Here is an 18738-nt window from a genome sequence, read left to right as displayed (position 1 = left end):
CCCGTTAACCCCATTCAAGCGACAACCACGGAGACAATGCCATGTGGCGCAACTGGTCGGGATATGTCTGCAGTCCTGATGCAACCGTGTCGACGCCTGCGTCGCACGCCGGGCTCGCGGCGCTGCTGCGCGACGCGGCGGCAGCCGGCGCCACCGTGCGCGCGGCCGGCGCCGGTCATTCGTTCTCGCCGCTCCTACAGACCGACGACGTGATCCTGTCGCTCGACGCGATGCAGGGCGTGATCGACGTCGACCGCGACCGGCGCGTCGCGCGCGTGCATGCAGGCACGCGGCTGCGGGCGCTGGGCCCGGCGCTCGCCGCGCACGGCCTCGCGATGGAGAACCTCGGCGACATCAACGTGCAGTCGATCGCCGGCGCGACCAGCACCGGCACGCACGGCACCGGCATCACGCTCGGCAACCTGTCGACGCAAATCGACAGCCTGACCTTCATGTGCGCGGACGGCAGCGAGATCCGCGCGAGCGCCGATACGCATCCCGACCTGTTCGCCGGCGGCCGGATCGGGCTCGGCGCGCTCGGCGTGCTGACCGAGATCGGCCTGCGCCTCGTGCCCGCGTTCAGGCTGCGCCTCGAGCGCGGCGGCATGCGGCTCGACGACTGCCTCGCGCAAGCGGACGCGCTGATCGCGAAGCATCGCTCGTTCGAGTTCTACTGGTTCCCGCATACGGACAGCGTGCTGACCAAGGCATGGGACATGACCGACGAGCCGGCCGACCCGGTGCACTGGGCGAGCCGCGCATCGGAATCGTTCCTCGAGAACACGGTGTTCGGCGCGCTGTGCGGGCTCGGCAAACGCGTGCCGTCGCTATGCCCGGCGCTGAGCCGGCTGTGCGCATCGACCGTGTCGGCCGGCCGGCACGTGGATGCGAGCTACGCGATGTTGTCGACGGTGCGCCGCGTGCGCTTCAACGAAATGGAATGGTCGGTGCCGGCCGAACGCGGCGCCGACGCGTTGCGCGAAATCCGCGCGTTCATCGCACGCCGCAGCTTCCCGCTGATGTTCCCGATCGAATACCGCTGGGTGCGCGGTGACGACATCTGGCTGAGTCCCGACTACGGGCGCGACAGCGTGCGCATCTCGGCGCACCAGTATCGCGGGATGCCGTTCGACGCGTACTTCTCGGGCGTGCAGGCGATCTGCCGCAATCACGGCGGGCGGCCGCACTGGGGCAAGGTGCATGCGATGAAAGCCGCCGAGCTGGCGGCGTGCTATCCGCACTGGGACGATTTCCTCGCATTGCGCGAACGGATGGACCCACACGGCCGCTTCCTGACGCCGTACCTGCGCACGCTGTTCGGCCTGCCGCGAAGCGCAAGCGCGGCCGCAGCCGCATCCGCCTCCGCTGGCGCCACACCGGCCCGCCGAGGGACACACCCGATACACGAAACGGCCGGCATCGCACACGATCGGCCGCGATCCGACCAGGAGGCCTCATGAGCACAGCAACGCTGCACGCGGCCGCGCAGGCGCGTCCCGATCCGTCGGCCGGCGCCGTCGTCCGCCTGGCGCTCGCGTTCGCGGCGGCCACCAACGGCCTGATCCTGTCGCCGTTCCTCGTCGCAGCCGTGATGACGCGCTTCAGGCTCGACGAAGGCACCGCGACCGCGCTCGTCAGCGCCGAGATCCTCGGCATCGCGATCAGTTGCGCACTGCTGTCGCACCGGATCGCACGCGCCGCGCGGCCGTTCACGCTGGCCGGCCTGGTCGGCACGATCACCGGGCAGGCGCTCAGCGCGGTCGCGCCCGAGATCGTGTCCGCGGCAGTCGCGCGCGGGATGACGGGGCTGTTCGAAGGAATGCTGTTCGTCGTCGTCGCATCCGGCGTGTCGCAGCGCGCGTCGACCGACCGCCTGTGGGGGCAAATCAACCTGCTCGCGGGCGTCATCAACGGCGGCATCCTCGTGCTGATCTCCGCGTTGCCGGCCGGCTGGCTCGGGCACTGGGTCTTCGCGCTGCTGGCGGCCGTCGTCGCCATGCTGGCGCCCGCGATCCGCGGCATCGACGCATTCGCGAGCGCGCCCGCGCAAACCCACGTGCGCGCCGGCACGCTGCCGTGGCGGCCGGTGATCGCGATCTGGGTCGTGACCGCGCTCGTCTACGGCGTGCAGGCGTCGCAATGGGCGATCGCCGGCTTCGTCGGCGAGCGCGCCGGGCTGTCGCCCACGACGATCGGCGTGCTGCTGTCGGTGTCGTCGCTGCTCGGCTTCGTCGGCGCGGCGATTCCGTCGCATCCGGCCAGCCACCCGCACCGGCTCGCGCTGATCTGGGCCGCGCAGCTCGCGATGATCGCGTCGATCGAATGGTTCTTCAGCGCGCGCGGCGGCAGCGCGTACTTCCTGAGCCAGTTCGTGCTGAACAGCGCGTTCTTCGTGATCGTGCCGTTCCTCACGGGGATGCTGTCCGACGTCGACCCGGACGGCTCGCTGGTCGCGCGCACGCTCGTCGTCACGTTCTTCGCGGCCGGCATCGGCACCGCGCTGTCGGGCGCGCTGCTCGGCCGCTTCGGCGGCACGCGCGTCGCCCACGTGCTGTGCGTGGCCGTGCTGGCCGCCGCCCCGTTCGTGCGGCTTGCGCTGCGCCGCGCGGCGCCCGGTGCGGTGGCGCGCGCGTCGCCCTGAGCGCACTGCGTCATGCGGTGGCCGCGACGCACCACGAGATTGGCCGCCGCGGCCTTGGCCCGCGCAAATTTGGCTTTCTACAGTCGTTTCCGGCGGTGCGAGCCGCCTCCCCATGTCGATGCGGAGTCCAGAATAATGAATCGTCACGATAGCGTTCGCGCCGCGTGCTGCGCGATGTTGGTCCTGGCCGGTACCGGCGCGCACGCGCAAAGCAACGTGACGCTGTACGGCGTGATCGATGCGGGCATCCGCTACGAAACGCACGGCGTGTCCTACGGCGCCGACGGCTCGCCGGTGTCGACGGGCCGCAGGATCTCGATGGCCGACGGCGGCGGCCTGACGGAAAGCTACTGGGGCCTCAAGGGGCAGGAGGATCTCGGCGGCGGGCTGTCCGCGCAGTTCAACGTCGAGAGCCACTTCGGCCCGAACAGCGGCAGCATCGTGCCGGCCGGCTCGCCGAACTTCTTCCAGGTCGCGTACGTGGGGCTGACGTCGACGTCGCTCGGCCAGCTCACGCTCGGCCGCCAGTACAACGTGCCGTTCGAGATGGTGTCGCTGACCTACGGCTCGAACCTGTGGGCCGGCCCGCAGGATCCGTACTTCAACCTGTTCAAGCCCGAGCAGACGATGCTCGCGGCCGCACGCACCAGCAACATGATCCAGTACGGCGCGCAGCTCGGCAGCCTGTACCTGCTCGCGCAGTACTCGCCCGGCGGCCATGCGGGCGGCGGCGTGCTCGGCGCCCAAACCGGCGCGGCGGTCGCGTATGCGCCGGACAAGGGGCCGTTCACGATCGGCGCATCGTTCATGCGCAGCTGGGACGACGTCACGCACGGCAAGTTCGACGTCTACGGCGGCGACGGCTCGGTGACCCTGGGTAACGCGACCGTCAACGCCGGCTATATCGAGAACGCGCGCGACAACGACTTCACGTCGTTCGAGAACGGCCCTTTCGGCCCGACCGATCTCGCGGCGCTCGGCATCATCTCGCCCGCGCAGGTGGTCGATCCGTCGGTGCCCGGCGGGTTCCGCCGCCGCAAGATGGCGCTCGCGGGGCTGACGGTCCGCTTCACGCAGACGTTCACCGCGGCCGTCAACGCATGGTGGACCACGCAGTCCGGCTATACACCGGACTTCGACGGCCGCGCGCGCCAGTTCCAGGTGATCGCCGGCTACAGCCTGTCGAAGCGCAGCATGCTGTATGCGGAGGTCGACTACGCGATCTATCGGGGCGGGCTGATCGGCGCGCAGCTCGTCGGCATCAACGGGCAGGCACCGAGCACGAGCACCACGCAGCTCGGCGCGACGGTCGGCCTGCGGCACTACTTCTGAAGCGGCGCCGCGCGTGATGTGGGCAATCGTGACGGGGGCGGCGCCAGGCCTCCGGCCGGGCGGGACGAGTACAATCCATGGAAAAAAATACGGAGCATCCATGGACGATACCGACCGTTATACGACGGCGAATCTGCCGGTCCATCTGTTGCGGTGCCTCGCGGAGACAAGCAAGGAGCTGGGCATCGACCCCACGCGGCTGTGCCTCGGGCTCGGCTTCGACGTCGCGGACCTGTCGAATCCGTCGTGCCGGATTTCGTTGCGCCAGGCGAGCACGATGATCCGCCGCGCGCTCGACATGGCGCCGGGGCGGGCGCTCGGCCTCGAACTCGGCACGAGCGAGACGATCGCGTCGATCGGCCTGGTCGGCTATGCGATGCTGACGAGCCCGACGCTGAAGGATGCGATCGTGGTCGGCATCGAGCTGCAGCGCCACACGGGGCCGCTGATGCGCTTCGAGGTTGTCTCGGATGCGCGCACGCTGTCGGTCCGCGCGACCAACGTCTTCCTCGAACCGGACATCGAGGCGTTCCTCGTCGAGGAGGCGTTCGGCAGCTTCATCAAGATCGGGCGCTCGCTCGTCGGCCCCGCGTTCCAGCCGAAGGTCATCGATCTCAGCTACCCGCCGCCGGCCTATGCGGAGCAATACGCGCGCGTGTTCCCGTGCCCCGTGCGGTTCGAACAGGAGCAGAACCTGTTCTCGTGCGACGCCGCACTCGGCAACCGCCCGATCGCGACCCACGATCCGCTCGCGCATCGCCAGGCGCTCGAATTCCTGCAGGACGCGCTGCCGCCCGAACCCGAAGGTACCGAATTTCTCGAATCGATCGAACGGATCATGCGGCGCGACCTGCGCCATGCGCCGTCGCTCGCCGAGATCGCCGCGCAGCTGTGCATGAGCGAGCGCACCCTCCGGCGGCGGCTTGCCGATCAGGGAGTGTCGTATCAAACGGTGATCGACACGATCCGCCGCAAGCGCGCATTCACGCTGCTGAGCAACCCGCGGCTGTCGATCGAGGACGTCGCGCACGAAGTCGGGTTCAGCGACGCGCACAACTTCCGGCGCGCGTTCAAGCGGTGGACCGGGCACGGGCCGAGAGAGGGGCAACGGGCGGTGTAGCGACCCGGCCGCCGTTACGCCGCGCCCGCGAGCGAACGATCGAGCGCGACGAGCGTGTGATACAGCACGCGCGTGCCGTCGAGCAACGGCTGCGGCTCGATCCATTCGAGCAGCACGAGACGCGCAACCGCCTTCGTCACGCCGCGTCGCCGCTCCCGCCCATCAGCGTCATCAGTTGCTCGCGCAGCCACCGGCTGCCCTGATCCTGATCGGCGCTGCGATGCCAGTAGCAGAAGTATTCGAGGGCAGGCATCTCGAACGGCAGTTCGAGAATGCGCGCCGGATAGCGCTGCAGCAGCCGCAGCGGCGCCGTCAAGGCGAGATCGCCGCGCATCGCGATCAGCGGCGCGACCATGTAGTGCTGCACGCGCATCTGGATGGTGCGGCGCAGGCCAAGGCGCGTCAGTTCCGCGTCGACGTGCCCGCTGCCCTTGCGGCGGCTCGACACGTGGGTGTGCCCCATCGACAGGTAGTCGTCCATGGTGAGCGTGTCGCCCTTGAACGGGTGACCGTCGCGGATCATGCATGCATAGCGGTCGCGCACGAGCAGCGCCTGGTGCAGGTGCGGATCGCCGATCAGCGGTGCGTCGATCGCGAGGTCGACGGAGCCGTTCGCGAGCGCGGTCGCCACTTCGCGGCGGTCCATCGTATAGCTGCGCACGTGCATGCCGGGCGCCTGCGTCTGCAGCAGTTCGCCGAGCGCGGGCAGCAGCAGCGCTTCGGTCAGGTCGCTCATGCTCATCCGGAACACACGCGTAGACGACGCCGGATCGAACACGTCGCCTTCGTGCGCGCTCGAATCGAGCAGTTGCATCGCCTCGCGCACGCGGCCGACGATGTTCTCGGCCAGCGGCGTGGGCATCATCCCGGCCGGCGTGCTGACGAACAGCGGATCGTTCAGGGTCTTGCGCAGCCGCGCAAGCGCGTTGCTGACGGCCGGCTGCGTGAGGTTCAGCACCTCGGCCGCCCGCGTCAGGTTGCGCTTGGTGTAGATCGCATCGAATACGACGAACAGGTTCAGGTCAATCTTCGAAAGGCGCATCGCCGGATCTCCTTGCCGGCATCTTACGGCGTGCGCCTCCCGTTCGTCCACGGCCCTGCGCATCGCGGCGCGACGCTCAGGCGCGCGGCGGCGGCGTCAGGTACGGGGCCGTCGAACCCGGCTCGCCGCCCTTGATTTCCATCCGCGCGATCGCCTGCAGGTGCACCTCGTCCGGGCCGTCGGCGAAGCGCAGCGCGCGGCCCCAGGTCCAGAGGTCGGCGAGCGGCGTATCGGGGCTCAACCCCGCCGCGCCGAATACCTGCATCGCGCGGTCGCACACGTCCGTGTACACGGTCGGCACCAGCGCCTTGATCATCGCGATTTCCTTGCGGGCGGCCTTCGCGCCGACCTTGTCGATCATCCACGCGGCCTTCAGCACCAGCAGGCGCGCCTGCTCGATCTCGATGCGCGAACGCGCGATCCATTCGCCGACCGTGCCGTGCCGGTTCAGCGGCTTGCCGAACGCGACGCGCGACTGCGCGCGGTCGACCATCAGCTCCAGCGCGAGCTCGGCCGCGCCGATCGAACGCATGCAGTGGTGGATGCGGCCAGGCCCGAGGCGGGCCTGCGCGAGCGCGAAGCCGCTGCCTTCCTCGCCGAGCAGGTTGCTCGCCGGCACGCGCACGTTGTCGAACGTGATCTCGCAGTGCCCTTCCGGCGCGACGTGATTGACCACCGTGATGTTGCGCACGATCGTCACGCCCGGCGTGTCGCGCGGCACGAGGATCATGCTCTGCTGCTGGTGCGACTCGGCCTCGGGATCGGTCTTGCCCATCACGATGAAGATCCTGCAGTTCGGATGCGCGGCGTTCGTGATGAACCACTTGCGGCCGTTGATCACGTACTCGTCGCCGTCGCGCTCGATGCGCGTCGTGATGTTCGTCGCATCCGACGACGCCACATCGGGCTCCGTCATCGCGAACGCCGAGCGGATCTCGCCGCGCAGCAGCGGCTTCAGCCACTGTTCGCGCTGCGCCGGCGACGCGAACATGTGCAGCAGTTCCATGTTGCCCGTGTCCGGCGCGTTGCAGTTGAACACTTCCGACGCCCAGCCCACCCGCCCCATGATCTCGGCGAGCGGTGCGTATTCGAGATTCGTCAGGCCCGTGCCAGGCTCGTCGTCCTTCAGGTGCGGCAGAAACAGGTTCCACAGCCCTTCCGCCTTCGCGCGCTCCTTCAGTTCCTCCATGAACGACACGGGATACTGGCCCGCGTGCACTTCCTCGTTCCACTGGCGGATGCGCGGCACGATGTGCGCGTCCATGAATGCGCGCACGCGGCTGCGCAGTTCTTCCACTTTCGGGGTGTAGCCAAAGTCCATGATCGACTCCTCGGGATTCCGTGTTCCGTTCGTTCTTCAGAAGGCCGAGACACCGCCGTCGACGGCGACGGCCTGCCCGGTCAGATAAGTGTTTTCCTTCGCGCACAGCGTCAGCATCGTCGCGACGATCTCCTCGGGCCGGCCGAGCCGCTTCATCGGCGAGCCCTGCGCGAGGAAGTCCCGGCGCTCGCCGATATCGCTGTCGGTGACCATCGGCGTCGTGCTGTAGAACGGGCACACCGCATTCACGCGAATGCCGTGACGCGCGTATTCGATCGCCGCCGTCTTCGTGAGCCCGACCACCGCATGCTTCGACGCCGCGTAGGCCGCCAGCTTCGGCGCGCCGCCGAGCCCGGCCATCGACGCGACGTTCAGGATCACGCCTTCGCGCTGCGCGAGCATCTGGCGGATCTGGTGCTTCATCCCGAAGAACACGCCCTTCGCGTTCACCGCGAAACTCAGGTCGAGATCGGCTTCGTCGGTGTCGATCAGCGCCTTCATCGGCGGTGCGATGCCCGCGTTGTTGATGCCGACGTCGAGCCGGCCGAAACGCTCGGCCGCCGCGTGCACCAGCGAGGCAACCTCCGCCTCGACGCGCACGTCGCAGCGCTGCGCGATCACGTCGGCGCCGGCCGCGCGCAGCGGCGCGGCCACGCGTTCGAGCGCTTCGCCGTTCAGGTCGCCGAGCGCGACGCGCGCGCCCATCGCGGCCAGCTCGCTCGCGAGCAGCGCGCCGAAGCCGCTCGCGGCGCCGGTGATCATCACGGCCTGCCCGGCGTAGCTGTCGATCTTCATCGCGCGCTCAGATCGTCAGGCCGCCGTCGACGACGATGCATTCGCCGTTCGTGTAGCTCGCCGCGTCCGACACGAGATACAGCACGGTGCCGGCCATTTCGCGCGGCTCCGCATGGCGGCGCAGCGGGATCTTCCCCATCCAGGTCTCGTAGATGTCCTTGTCGGCGAACAGCGCGCCCGCGAACTTTGTCTTCGTGAGACCCGGCAGCAACGCGTTCACGCGGATGCCGAGCGGCCCGCATTCCTTCGCGAACGCCTTCGTCATGTTGACGACCGCGGCCTTCGTGATCGAGTAGATGCCCTGCCGGTCGCCCGGCTGCAGCGCATTCACCGACGCCGTGTTGACGATCGCGCCGCCGCCGTGCGCCTTCATCAGCTTGCCGGCCTCGACCGACATGAAGAAGTAGCCGCGGATGTTCACGTCGACGGTCTTCTCGTACGCGGCGAGGTCGGTATCGAGGATGTGCCCGAAATACGGGTTCGCGGCCGCGTTGTTCACGAGGATGTCGAGCCGCCCGTGCTTGCCGCGGATATGCTCGAACGTCGCGGCGATATCTTCCAGCCGCCCGACGTGGCACGCCAGCGCCTCGGCGCGGCCGCCCGCCGCGACGATCGCGTCGGCCACGGCCCGGCAATCGTCGAGCTTGCGGCTCGACACGATCACGTGTGCGCCCTGCTCTGCAAGCAGCTTCGCGATTTCCTCGCCGATGCCTCGGCTCGCGCCCGTCACCAGTGCGATCTTGCCCGTCAGGTCGAACAGGTTCGTTGCCATGTTGCTGTGCTCCTCCATTGATGTGTTGTCGTGCCCGGCGGCTTCAGCGATGCGCGTCGATCACGCCGACGGCCAGTTCGGCGAGCCGCCCGGCCATCGCGCCGACGCGCAGCGCCTGCTCGCTCGACGCGTTGCCCTGCAGCGCGCGCGCCTTCACGCCCTGCGTGATCGACGCGAGCCGGAAGAAACTGAAGGCCAGATAGAAGTGCCAGTCGCGGATCGGCTCGATGCCGCGCAGTTCGCAATAGCGCGCGACGATCGCCGCTTCGTCCGGCACGCCGAGTTCGGCGCGATCCTGGCCCGCGAGCCCGCGCACCTGCCCGCCGGACGGCAGCCGCAGGCACATGCAGAAATACGCGAGATCGGCGAGCGGGTTGCCGAGTGTCGACAGTTCCCAGTCGAGCACGGCCTTCACGCGATAACTGTCGCGCGCGAACATCAGGTTGTCGATCCGGAAATCGCCATGCACCAGCGCCGGCCGGCCCGTGTCGGCGGGGCACGCCTTCGGCAGCCAGTCGATCAGCGTTTCCATCGCGTCGAGGCGCTCGGTTTCGGCCGCGCGATACTGCTTCGTCCACACGCCGATCTGGCGCTCGAAGTAGTTGCCGGGGCGGCCGTAGTCGGCCAGGCCCACCGCGTCGACATCGACGTCGTGCAACGCGGCCATCGTCTGCAGCAACGCGTCGTAGCACGCCGCGCGATCGGCTTTCGGCAGTTCCGGCAGCGCGGGATCCCAGAAGATCCGGCCGTCCTCGTAGCTCATCACGTAGAACAGGCTGCCGATCACGTCGCGGTCCTCGCAGAGGTGATACGGACGCGCGACCGGCACCGCGGCGCCCGACAGCGCGCTCAGCACGCGGAATTCGCGGTCGACCGCATGCGCGGACTTCAGCAGTTCGCCCGGCGGCTGGCGGCGCAGCACGTAGCGGCCGCTCTTCGCACGCAGCAGGAAAGTCGGATTCGACTGGCCGCCGGCGAACTTCTCCGTGTCGACCGGGCCTTCGAAGCCCGGCACGTGCGCTTCCAGATAGCGCGTGAGGCGGGCTACGTCGAGTTGCTGGGTAGGGTTCGTCATCGTCGCGATCGTTCGTGGGTCAGCCGTAGGTTCGCAGCGCATGTCGTTCGGGATCCTCCAGATGCGGGATGCCGTTGAACGACGCGAGGTGGAACGCATCGGCGTTGAAGAAAAACTGCGAAAGACTGCAGTTGCGGATCTGCAGGTTCAGCGCGATCGCGCTCGACGGCGGCGCGGCCAGCACCTGCTGCACGGTGACCGCGATCGGGCCGCCGGAGCTCACCGCCAGCACGCGCTGGCCGCCGCCGTGGCGGATGGCCGCGCGGGCGTCGGCCACGCGCTGCTGGAAGTGCGCCCAGGTCTCGGGGGCCGAATCGCCGAGCTTGTCTTCCGACCAGAGCTGCAGCACCTGCCGCAGCGCGCGGAAATGCTCTTTCATCGAGCCGGCCGCGAGGCGGGTGATGTCCGGGTAGTCGTGCGCGGCGGCGGCGAACAGCCCGTGGAAGTCGTACTCGTTCAGGCCCGGGTGGCGCTCGACCGGCGCGCCTTCGCGGCCCATCCCGCGCAGGATCGCGTCGACCGTCTGCGCGTGGCGGTTCAGCGTGCCGCAGATCACGCGGTCGAATGTGAGCGCTTGCTGCGCGAAGTATTCGCCGAGCCAGACGCTCTGCTGCTCGCCCGCCGCGGACAACCGGTCGTAGTCGTCCGCGCCGAAGGACGCCTGCCCGTGCCGTACCAGAAAAAGTTCAGCCATTGCATGCCCGCCAGATCAGAAGGATTCAGCATAGGGGGCAGGGGCGCATTTTTAAACTTTATTTTCTGAATCCGGGGGTATTCATCTCGTGAATTCGCGTCCCGTCCGGACCTTGCCGTTGCCCGGCGGGCGCCATCGCGGCACGCAGCTTGCTCCAGTCGCATTCGGCGGGAGAACCGCGATGTCCAATCCGTTCCAGGAGGGGTGCGATGCTCGGTACGATCCTTATCATCATCCTGATTCTCATACTCATCGGTGCATTTCCTGCATGGCCCCACAGCCGAAGTTGGGGCTATTGGCCCTCGAGCACCGTCGGGCTGATCGTCATCATCGTCGTCATACTGGTGCTGCTGGATCGCATCTGAGGCCGCGGCGCGTCAGCCGGGCAGGCCGCGTCGCTTATGAAACAATGGCGGCCGGCCCTGCCGGCCATCCCCGAAGCGCCCGTCCCGACGCCGGGATGGCCGGCAGCCGATTCACGGGCATGACGCGCGAGACGAGCAACCCATGACCTCCAACGGCGAAACGAAGCTGGACCAGGCGGCAGGTTCGGACGAGTGGTGCACAATCGACGATCCGTCACGCGCGTGCGATACCGATCACACACGCATCCAGGCGGAACTTGAAATCGAAATCCACCCCGGGCATCCGTTCTACCGGCGGAATCTGAAAGTGATCGCTCACGCACTGGGTTGCGATGACGTGATCTGCACCCACGTCGACGAGCCCGACCGTTATTCGGTGCTGCATCTCACCTGGGGCGGGCGCCCCGAGATCGGCTCGTGTCCCACCGTCGATTTCGATGGTGACAGGCACGGGGTCGCGAAGTATTTCGACTATCCATAGCGTACTCACCGCGCGTCCGGCGTCGTGGCGCTACGCTTGCAGAAACTTCCGTGCGCTCGCGGCCGTTCGCCGCCAGATCGCCCCGAGCTGGAGCGGCAGGCTAGTGCCGGGTACCCGCCCCTTAACGAGCATCTCGAAGACCTCACACCTGATGTCAGACCGGCACACGAGCATCTGGACGATCCCTTCGCCCGCTCCTTGGAATTGAATCTTGAATCAGACCGTTATAGTGTGCGCGGCTTGTCGAGCGCCGCCGGCATCGGTAAATCCGAAGTGAGCAACGCACTTTGGCGCTGCTGTGCGAATGGCCTCGCCAGGCCACCGCGGCATGGTGTTCGGCCAGTCGTTAACCGCCGGGGACTTGAGGAATTTCTTTCGTATGGCGTGAAATTCGTATTTCCGGCGCAGACGCTTGGTCTGACGCGAGGTATTCCGACAGGGCTTACTGCGCAGCGCCGGAGAGCACTCCCCCTGTCTGGCGCGATCCGCATGGGGACACGCTCGGGCTCGCAGTGGAACCGATATACAAGTCCGTGACAACCGCAGTTCGTGGCGATGAAACGCTCTATAAACTGCTGGCGGTGGTGGATTCAATCCGCCTCGGCCAACCTCGCGAACGCAAACTTGCCACCGAACAACTACGCGAACTCCTGAATTTCTTGTATGACAACCATCGACGATCCCCTCACGATGATTCGTGCCGTCGCGTGACGAGGCAAGCCCTTCAGCCCCCCAACGTCTGCGGGGCTGAAGCGCGGCCCGATCACGCCGAATGCTTGCCGTCTGCGGCGGAAGCCCGCGTGCGCAGCACGATCTTGCCGATGTGGCGGCCGGAATCCATCAGCGCGTGCGCCGCGCTCGCGTCGCGAAGATCGAAGGTCCGGTAGACCTGCGGCTTCACCGCGCCCTGCCGGATCAGCGGCCACACGGCTTCCTCCAGCTCGCGGATGAGCTGCGCCTTCTCCTCGTAGGTACGCGAGCGCAGCGTCGAGCCGATGTGCGTGAGACGCTTGGTGAGCATCGGGAACAGGTCGAGCTCCTTCGCCGGCCCGTTGATCACGCCGATCTGAACGATGCGACCGTTTATCGCGGCTGCCGCGAAATTGCGCGCGACGTAGTCGCCGGCGATGATGTCGACGATCACGTCCACGCCCTTGCCGTCGGTGAAGCGCTTGACCGCGTCGACGAAATCCTCGTTGCGGTACTCGATCGCAAGATCCGCACCGAGCCGCAGGCTCGCGTCGCGCTGCGCTTCCGAGCCCACCGTCGTGATGATGGTCGACGCGCCGAACGCCTTCGCCAGCATCGTCGCGGTCGTGCCGATGCCCGACGCGCCGCCGTGAATCAGCACGCTGTCGCCGGCCGCGAACCGGCCGCGCTGGAACAGGTTCAGCCAGACGGTCATGAAGGTTTCGGGCATCGCTGCCGCTTCCGTCATGTCGAGGCCTTCGGGAATCGCGAGCGTATTGCTCTCGGCCGCTACCGCGTATTCCGCGTAGCCGCCGCCCGGAATCAGCGCACAGACTTCGTCGCCGATCGCGAAGCGCGTGACATCGCGGCCAACCGCGACGACTTCGCCGGCGACCTCGAGACCGGGAATGTCGGACGCGCCGGGCGGCGGATCGTACAGCCCCTTGCGCTGGAACACGTCAGGGCCGTTTACGCCTGCCGCATGAATGCGGATCAGCACTTCGTCCGAACCCGGCGACGGCACGGGGCGCGTGGTCGGCACGAGCACCTCGGGGCCGCCTGGGCGCACGATTTCAATCGCCGTCATGTCGGCGGGCAGGGTTTTCACGTCATCAGTCACGATATGATCCTCAACGTTCGTCGATGCGCGGCCGATTCGCGGACCGTCCTCGAATCGCGGCATCACAATGGGTGTGAAGACAGTCTAGGGACGGTGCCGCTCGCGGGCACGCAGTGAATTGCCGAACGAGGAATGCAAAAATGCATCAGTCAGCACAATCGATGAACTGGGACGACGCGCGCGTGTTCCTCGCAATTCATCGCGAACGCACGTTGCGCCGCGCGGCGCAAACGCTCGGGGTCGACCAGGCGACGGTCGGGCGCCGGCTCGCGCAGCTCGAGCACATGCTCGGCGCGACGCTGTTCCTGCGCTCGTCGAAGGGCTACCTGACCACGCCGGTCGGCGAGCTGGCGCTGCGCGCCGCCGAGGCGATGGAGCAGCACGCGCACGAACTCGTCCGGCTGACGCAGGGTGTCGACCGGCGGCTCGCCGGCGAGGTCAAGATCACGACGACCGATGCGCTCGCGCTCGAATTCGTGATGCCGTCGATCGCGCGGCTGCATGCGAAGCATCCCGACGTATGCGTATCGCTGAACACGTCGACTCATATCCTGAACCTGGCGAAACGCGAGGCCGACATCGCGGTGCGCACCGTGCGGCCCGACAACCCCGATCTCGTCGCGCGCCGCCTCGCCTGCTGGGACATGGGCCTGTTCGCTTCGCACGACTACCTGCAACGGCATGGCGAGCCCGCGCGCGGCAGTGCGTTCGCGGGGCACGACCTGGTCGTCTACCAGCCGTATGTCGAGGCGAGCCGGAAGCCGGCGATCGCCGGCGAGCCGATCGACGCCGGGCGCATCGTCGCGCGGATGAATTCGAGCCTGATGATGCGCGCCGCGCTGCGCTCGGGCCTCGGCATCGGTGAGGTTCCGGTGCACATGGGCGAACGCGACGGCCTCGCCCGCATCTGGCCCGCGCAGATGCGGGACGCGCCGTACGAGGTCTGGCTCGTCACGCATCGCGACCTGCGCCACACCGCACGCATCCGCGCGACGATCGACGAGATCGTGTCCGCGTTCGACGCACATCGGTAAAACACGCCGCCGCGCACCACCGCCCCGCCTCCGTTCGACGGCGTTTCCCATGCGGTAGTATGGCGGCTCGATGGAAACCCGATGGACTCACTCGAATGGCCCTGCCTGATCTCCCGCCCCCTTCCAGCGCCGGCCAGGACGCCCAGGCGCTCGTCCTCATCGCCGAGGACGAACCCGAGATCGCCGAGATCCTGACCGCCTATCTCGCGCGCGGCGGCCTGCGCACCGTGCACGCGGCCGACGGCCGCCGCGCACTGGAGCTGCACCTGCAGCTCAAGCCCGACCTCGTGCTGCTCGACGTGCAGATGCCGCACGTCGACGGCTGGAAGGTGCTCGCCGAAATCCGTCATCGCGGCGACACGCCGGTGATCATGCTCACCGCGCTCGACCAGGACATCGACAAGCTCACCGGCCTGCGCATCGGCGCCGACGACTACGTGGTCAAGCCGTTCAATCCCGCCGAAGTCGTTGCGCGCGCGCAGGCGGTGCTGCGCCGTTCGATGGCCGGCTCCCGCCAGGAAGAACAGCGCGTGCTGCGGGTCGCGCCGTTCGAGATCGACCTCGAACACCACGAAGCCACGCTCGAAGTGGGTAGCGAACGGCACCGGCTCGTGCTGACGCTGACCGAGTTCAAGCTGCTCGCGCAGCTCGCGCGTGCGCCGCGGCGCGTGTTCAGCCGCGCCGAGCTGATGGCCGCCTGCCTGCCGGAAGGCGACGCGCTGGAGCGCACGGTGGACAGCCACGTCAGCAAGCTGCGCAAGAAGCTGGACGATCTCGGCGTGCGGGGCGTGCCGGTCAGCGTGCGCGGCGTCGGCTACAAGCTCTGGAGTTGAACGTGAAGCTCGACGGCCTGAGCCGGCAGATCGCGCTGACGATGGCCGGGATGGTGTTCGGCGTGACGCTGCTGATGGTACTCACCGCCATCCTCTTCTACTACGTCGCGTTCAACTACTGGCCCACGCATTTCAACACGAAGAACTGGCTGCCGACCGCGCCGGAATGGCTGTGGCTGATCGCAACCACGTCGGTCGGCCTCGTGCTGTCGGTCGCGGTCGCCGTCAATCTCGCGCGCCGCATCCTCGTGCCGCTCAATTCGGTCACGGACAGCATTCGCCGCGTCGCGCGCGGCGATCTCGGCGCGCGCGCCGTCGCGGGCGACCGCTCGCTGCACGAAGCCGCGCTGCTCGCCGACAACTTCAACGCGCTCGCCGACGAGCTGCAGCGCGTGACCAACGAGCAGGCGATCTGGAACGCCGCGATCGCGCATGAGCTGCGCACGCCTGTCACGGTATTGCGCGGGCGCCTGCAAGGGCTCGCCGAAGGCGTGTTCGAGCCCGACGAAGCGCAGTTCCGCAGCCTGCTCGCGCAAGTCGAAGGGCTGACGCGGCTGATCGAGGATCTGCGCGTGGTCAGCCTCGCGGATGGCGGCCATCTGAGCATCGAGATCCGCGAAGCCGATCTCGCCGCCGACGTGCGCGCCGTGGTCGATGTGTTCGCCCATGCGCTGCAGGCCGCCGGCCAGCATCCGGTGCTCGACCTCGACACGCGGCGCATGCGCTGCGACCCGGTGCGCATCCGTCAGGCGCTGCTCGCGCTGCTGGAAAATGCGCGCCGCCACGCGGTGCCCGGCACGATCCGCATCCAGACGCGGATCGAACAAGGCATCTGCCGGCTGCGCGTCGAGGACGACGGCCCCGGCATCCCGGCCGATTTCGCGCCGCACGTGTTCAAGGCGTTCCGGCGGGTAGACGAATCGCAGCCCGGCGGCAGCGGCCTCGGGCTTGCCGTCGTCGCGGCGATCGCCCACGCGCATCATGGCGAAGCCGTCTGCGTGCCGACCGGCGCGGGCGGTACGCGGTTCGAAGTGCAGTGGCCCGACAACCTCGTGGCGGCGCCGGACAACGCGCGCTTTCCGGCTTAGGACGCCGCCTTTACGTCGCCGTTACACCGCCTTTAACCGTCACGCACGCGGTTCGCGCCCGACCTGTTCGAGCGGCGGGTTGAACCCGAGCACCGTGTACTCCAGCACGGACACTTTCCCTTTCCCGGCCGCGCCCTGCACGACGACCGCGCGCACGGCGCCGGCCCGGTCGAATATCAGCTTCGTGCCGACGGTCGCGTTGCGCAGCGCCTCCAGCTCCTCGATCCGCGCGATCGCCAGCTTGCGCACCGCGCCGGACACGTACACCGGCAGGAACACCAGCGCGATGAAGATCGACACCGCCTCCTTCGACACGCTGTCCAGCACCGGCTGCCCCGACATCACGAGCGACAGCGAGGTCGCCGCGACGAAGATCGCGAGCACCGTCGCGCCCACGCCGAGCGACGAGAACCGCTCGGCCGCCTTCTTCATGCGTGCCTTCACGAGCGCGCGCGTGGTCGCGGAGGGCACCAGCCATTCGCGCTGCGCGCCGTGGTAACCGGCGAAGCCGAGGAACAGCGTCGCGACGGCGCTGATGCCGATGCTGGTGTACAGCGCGTCGAACAGCATGCAAAGGAATTCGAGCACGAACACGATCACCGGCGGCCACAGCAGCAGACGAAACGAATAGCCGTCGCGGCCATGCCCGCGGATCCACCATTTCACCGGCGGCAGTTCCCAGAAGCGGCTCTCGCGGCGGAGTGAAAGTTCTTCGTCGTCGGTCAATTCTTCACCTGTGGTGTTCCATTGCGTCGGGTACGGCTGCTGCGAATGATGCGGCGGAAACGGGAATGAATACCTGGGGTTATCGATTGATCCCAAAGATTCATTAGACAGCGTCCGCGCGGCCGCGCGATGCTGGCCCGGCCAGTGAACGCGGCGTCATTGCCACGCCGCGCACGAGAATGGAGTGAGACACATGCCCAACGACCCTCGTCAACGGCGCCACACGTTGTGGCTGCTGTGCGCGCTTTCGTTCATCCTCTACGTCGACCGCGTCAACCTCGCGACCGCGGCCGGCGCGATCAAGGCCGAACTCGGCCTGTCGAATACCGAACTTGGCGTCGCATTCTCCGCGTTCGCGTATTCGTATGCAATCTGCCAGGTCGGCGGCGGCTGGATCGCCGACCGGTTCGGCGCCCGCATCACGCTGATCGGCTGCGGGCTGATCTGGGTCGTGTCGACCTTCACCACCGGGTTCGTGCACAGCCTCGGGCTGCTGTTCGCCGCGCGCCTGCTGCTCGGTATCGGCGAAGGCGCGACGCTGCCCGCCCAGGCCCGCGCGATCACCCACTGGTTCCCGCGCGAGCGGCGCGGCGTCGTGCAGGGCTTCACGCATTCGTTCTCGCGGCTCGGCAACGCGGTCACGCCGCCGATCGTCGCCGCGCTGATGACCTGGCTGTCGTGGCGCGCGGCGTTCTTCGTGATCGGCGCGGTGACGCTGGTGTGGCTCGCGTGGTGGATCGTCGGCTTCCGCGAGTATCCGCTCGGCGACGAAGCCGGCCATGGCCGCCCGCGTGCCGCGCGCCCCGCGCCGCCCGCCGGCCCGACGCCGTGGGGGCCGCTGTTCCGCCGGATGGCGCCGACCATCTTCGTCTACTTCTGCTACGGCTGGACCGCGTGGCTGTTCTTCACGTGGCTGCCGACGTTCTTCCTGAACGGCCAGGGCCTGAACCTGAAGTCGACCGCGCTGTTCGCATCCGGCGTGTTCTTCGCGGGCGTGGCCGGCGACACGCTCGGCGGCTGGCTGTGCGACCGGATCTACCGGAAGACCGGCAACCTCGCGCTGTCGCGCCAGAGCGTGATCGTCGCGAGCTTCGTCGGCGCGCTCGTGTGCCTGCTGCCGCTCGCGGTCGTGCACTCGACGGCTGGCGTCGCGCTGTGCCTGTCGGGGTCGTTCCTGTGCCTCGAACTGACGATCGGGCCGATCTGGGCCGTGCCGAGCGACATCGCGCCGACCCACGCCGGCATCGCGAGCGGGATGATGAACGCGGGCTCCGCGATCTCGGGGATCCTGTCGCCGATCCTGTTCGGCTATCTCGTCGATCGCACGGGGAGCTGGACCGTGCCGTTCATCGGCTCGGTCGCGATGCTGCTGATCGGCATCGTCGCCGCGCTGCGGATTCGCCCGGAACGCACGCTGTCGGCGTCGATGCCGACACTCGCCGACGCGCCCGCCGCGCCGTCGGCACACTGAAGCGGGTCGCTTCGGGTTCGCCTGCGTCGGCGGTCTTGCCGGCGGCGGCGTCACGATTCACTGCGGTTCGCGATGGTGGTGGCTTGGCTTGCTTGGCTTGCTTGGCTTGCTTGGCTTGCTTGGCTTGCTTGGCTTGCT

Annotated in this window: 18 protein-coding genes and 1 pseudogene; 10 read left to right on the top strand and 9 right to left on the bottom strand. The window is 68.0% G+C overall.

The genetic code is table 11. The features are described 5' to 3' along the window. The first annotated feature begins 41 nt into the window (after positions 1-41). The 4 genes from HWX39_RS02290 (at position 42) to HWX39_RS02275 (ending at position 5093) form a co-directional block, all read left to right on the top strand. On the top strand, positions 42-1460 hold the full coding sequence (locus HWX39_RS02290) for a D-arabinono-1,4-lactone oxidase (protein WP_175965373.1): 1419 nt from the start codon (positions 42-44) through the stop codon (positions 1458-1460). Then, positions 1457-2641 carry an MFS transporter gene (locus HWX39_RS02285; protein WP_175965372.1) on the top strand — a complete coding sequence of 395 codons (1185 nt, stop codon included), beginning with the start codon at positions 1457-1459 and terminating at the stop codon, positions 2639-2641. The genes HWX39_RS02290 and HWX39_RS02285 overlap by 4 nt, the downstream gene beginning before the upstream one ends. A gap of 135 nt (positions 2642-2776) precedes the next feature. Next, complete coding sequence (locus HWX39_RS02280; protein WP_175965371.1) at positions 2777-3973, top strand: porin; 1197 nt, start codon at positions 2777-2779, stop codon at positions 3971-3973. Between the two features lie 100 nt (positions 3974-4073). Further along, positions 4074-5093 (top strand): AraC family transcriptional regulator, encoded by a 1020-nt coding sequence (locus HWX39_RS02275; protein ID WP_175965370.1) that lies wholly within the window; start codon positions 4074-4076, stop codon positions 5091-5093. A gap of 14 nt (positions 5094-5107) precedes the next feature. Here HWX39_RS02275 and HWX39_RS02270 read toward each other — a convergent pair. From HWX39_RS02270 to HWX39_RS02240, 7 genes and pseudogenes are all read right to left on the bottom strand, one after another. Beyond that, positions 5108-5200, bottom strand: a pseudogene (locus HWX39_RS02270) (allantoate amidohydrolase); the annotation flags it as partial. Positions 5201-5229: 29 nt separating this feature from the next. After that, positions 5230-6135: a LysR family transcriptional regulator gene (locus HWX39_RS02265; RefSeq protein WP_175965369.1), complete on the bottom strand. Its 906-nt coding sequence runs from the start codon at positions 6133-6135 to the stop codon at positions 5230-5232. Between the two features lie 76 nt (positions 6136-6211). Beyond that, positions 6212-7456 carry an acyl-CoA dehydrogenase family protein gene (locus tag HWX39_RS02260; protein ID WP_175965368.1) on the bottom strand — a complete coding sequence of 415 codons (1245 nt, stop codon included), beginning with the start codon at positions 7454-7456 and terminating at the stop codon, positions 6212-6214. A 36-nt stretch (positions 7457-7492) separates the two neighbouring features. Beyond that, the gene (locus HWX39_RS02255) at positions 7493-8251 is read right to left on the bottom strand and encodes a glucose 1-dehydrogenase (RefSeq protein WP_175965367.1); all 759 of its coding nucleotides are present in this window, start codon (positions 8249-8251) and stop codon (positions 7493-7495) included. A gap of 7 nt (positions 8252-8258) precedes the next feature. Then, on the bottom strand, positions 8259-9023 hold the full coding sequence (locus HWX39_RS02250; RefSeq protein ID WP_175965366.1) for an SDR family oxidoreductase: 765 nt from the start codon (positions 9021-9023) through the stop codon (positions 8259-8261). A gap of 43 nt (positions 9024-9066) precedes the next feature. Further along, the gene (locus HWX39_RS02245; RefSeq protein WP_175965365.1) at positions 9067-10098 is read right to left on the bottom strand and encodes a phosphotransferase; all 1032 of its coding nucleotides are present in this window, start codon (positions 10096-10098) and stop codon (positions 9067-9069) included. A 19-nt stretch (positions 10099-10117) separates the two neighbouring features. Then, on the bottom strand, positions 10118-10792 hold the full coding sequence (locus HWX39_RS02240) for a histidine phosphatase family protein (RefSeq protein ID WP_175965364.1): 675 nt from the start codon (positions 10790-10792) through the stop codon (positions 10118-10120). Between the two features lie 209 nt (positions 10793-11001). Here HWX39_RS02240 and HWX39_RS02235 point away from each other — a divergent pair, with 209 nt between their 5' ends. Together HWX39_RS02235 and HWX39_RS02230 are read left to right on the top strand one after the other, a co-directional pair. Beyond that, complete coding sequence (locus tag HWX39_RS02235; protein ID WP_175965363.1) at positions 11002-11157, top strand: DUF3309 family protein; 156 nt, start codon at positions 11002-11004, stop codon at positions 11155-11157. A gap of 142 nt (positions 11158-11299) precedes the next feature. Continuing rightward, on the top strand, positions 11300-11638 hold the full coding sequence (locus HWX39_RS02230) for a hypothetical protein (RefSeq protein WP_175965362.1): 339 nt from the start codon (positions 11300-11302) through the stop codon (positions 11636-11638). Positions 11639-12401: 763 nt separating this feature from the next. Here the strand turns inward: HWX39_RS02230 and HWX39_RS02225 are convergent. Continuing rightward, positions 12402-13415, bottom strand: a complete 1014-nt coding sequence (locus HWX39_RS02225) for an NAD(P)H-quinone oxidoreductase (RefSeq protein WP_175966043.1) — start codon at positions 13413-13415, stop codon at positions 12402-12404. A gap of 173 nt (positions 13416-13588) precedes the next feature. Between HWX39_RS02225 and HWX39_RS02220 the strand changes: the two genes are divergently transcribed. The 3 genes from HWX39_RS02220 to HWX39_RS02210 all read left to right on the top strand — a co-directional run bounded on the left by HWX39_RS02220 (position 13589) and on the right by HWX39_RS02210 (position 16403). Then, the gene (locus tag HWX39_RS02220) at positions 13589-14482 is read left to right on the top strand and encodes a LysR family transcriptional regulator (protein WP_244134875.1); all 894 of its coding nucleotides are present in this window, start codon (positions 13589-13591) and stop codon (positions 14480-14482) included. A gap of 95 nt (positions 14483-14577) precedes the next feature. After that, complete coding sequence (locus tag HWX39_RS02215; protein WP_175965361.1) at positions 14578-15315, top strand: response regulator; 738 nt, start codon at positions 14578-14580, stop codon at positions 15313-15315. Positions 15316-15317: 2 nt separating this feature from the next. After that, positions 15318-16403, top strand: coding sequence for an ATP-binding protein (locus HWX39_RS02210; protein WP_175965360.1), 1086 nt, complete (start codon positions 15318-15320; stop codon positions 16401-16403). A gap of 39 nt (positions 16404-16442) precedes the next feature. Here HWX39_RS02210 and HWX39_RS02205 read toward each other — a convergent pair whose 3' ends face one another. Beyond that, positions 16443-17129 carry a hypothetical protein gene (locus tag HWX39_RS02205; protein ID WP_175965359.1) on the bottom strand — a complete coding sequence of 229 codons (687 nt, stop codon included), beginning with the start codon at positions 17127-17129 and terminating at the stop codon, positions 16443-16445. 193 nt (positions 17130-17322) lie between these two features. On the opposite strand from HWX39_RS02205, the gene HWX39_RS02200 reads away from it, so the two are divergent. After that, positions 17323-18600, top strand: a complete 1278-nt coding sequence (locus tag HWX39_RS02200) for an MFS transporter (protein ID WP_175965358.1) — start codon at positions 17323-17325, stop codon at positions 18598-18600. The last annotated feature ends 138 nt before the right edge of the window (positions 18601-18738 follow it).

The organism is Burkholderia sp. BCC0322 (genome assembly GCF_902833045.1).
Lineage (GTDB): Bacteria > Pseudomonadota > Gammaproteobacteria > Burkholderiales > Burkholderiaceae > Burkholderia.
This window is presented reverse-complemented; position numbering and strand designations above follow the sequence as displayed.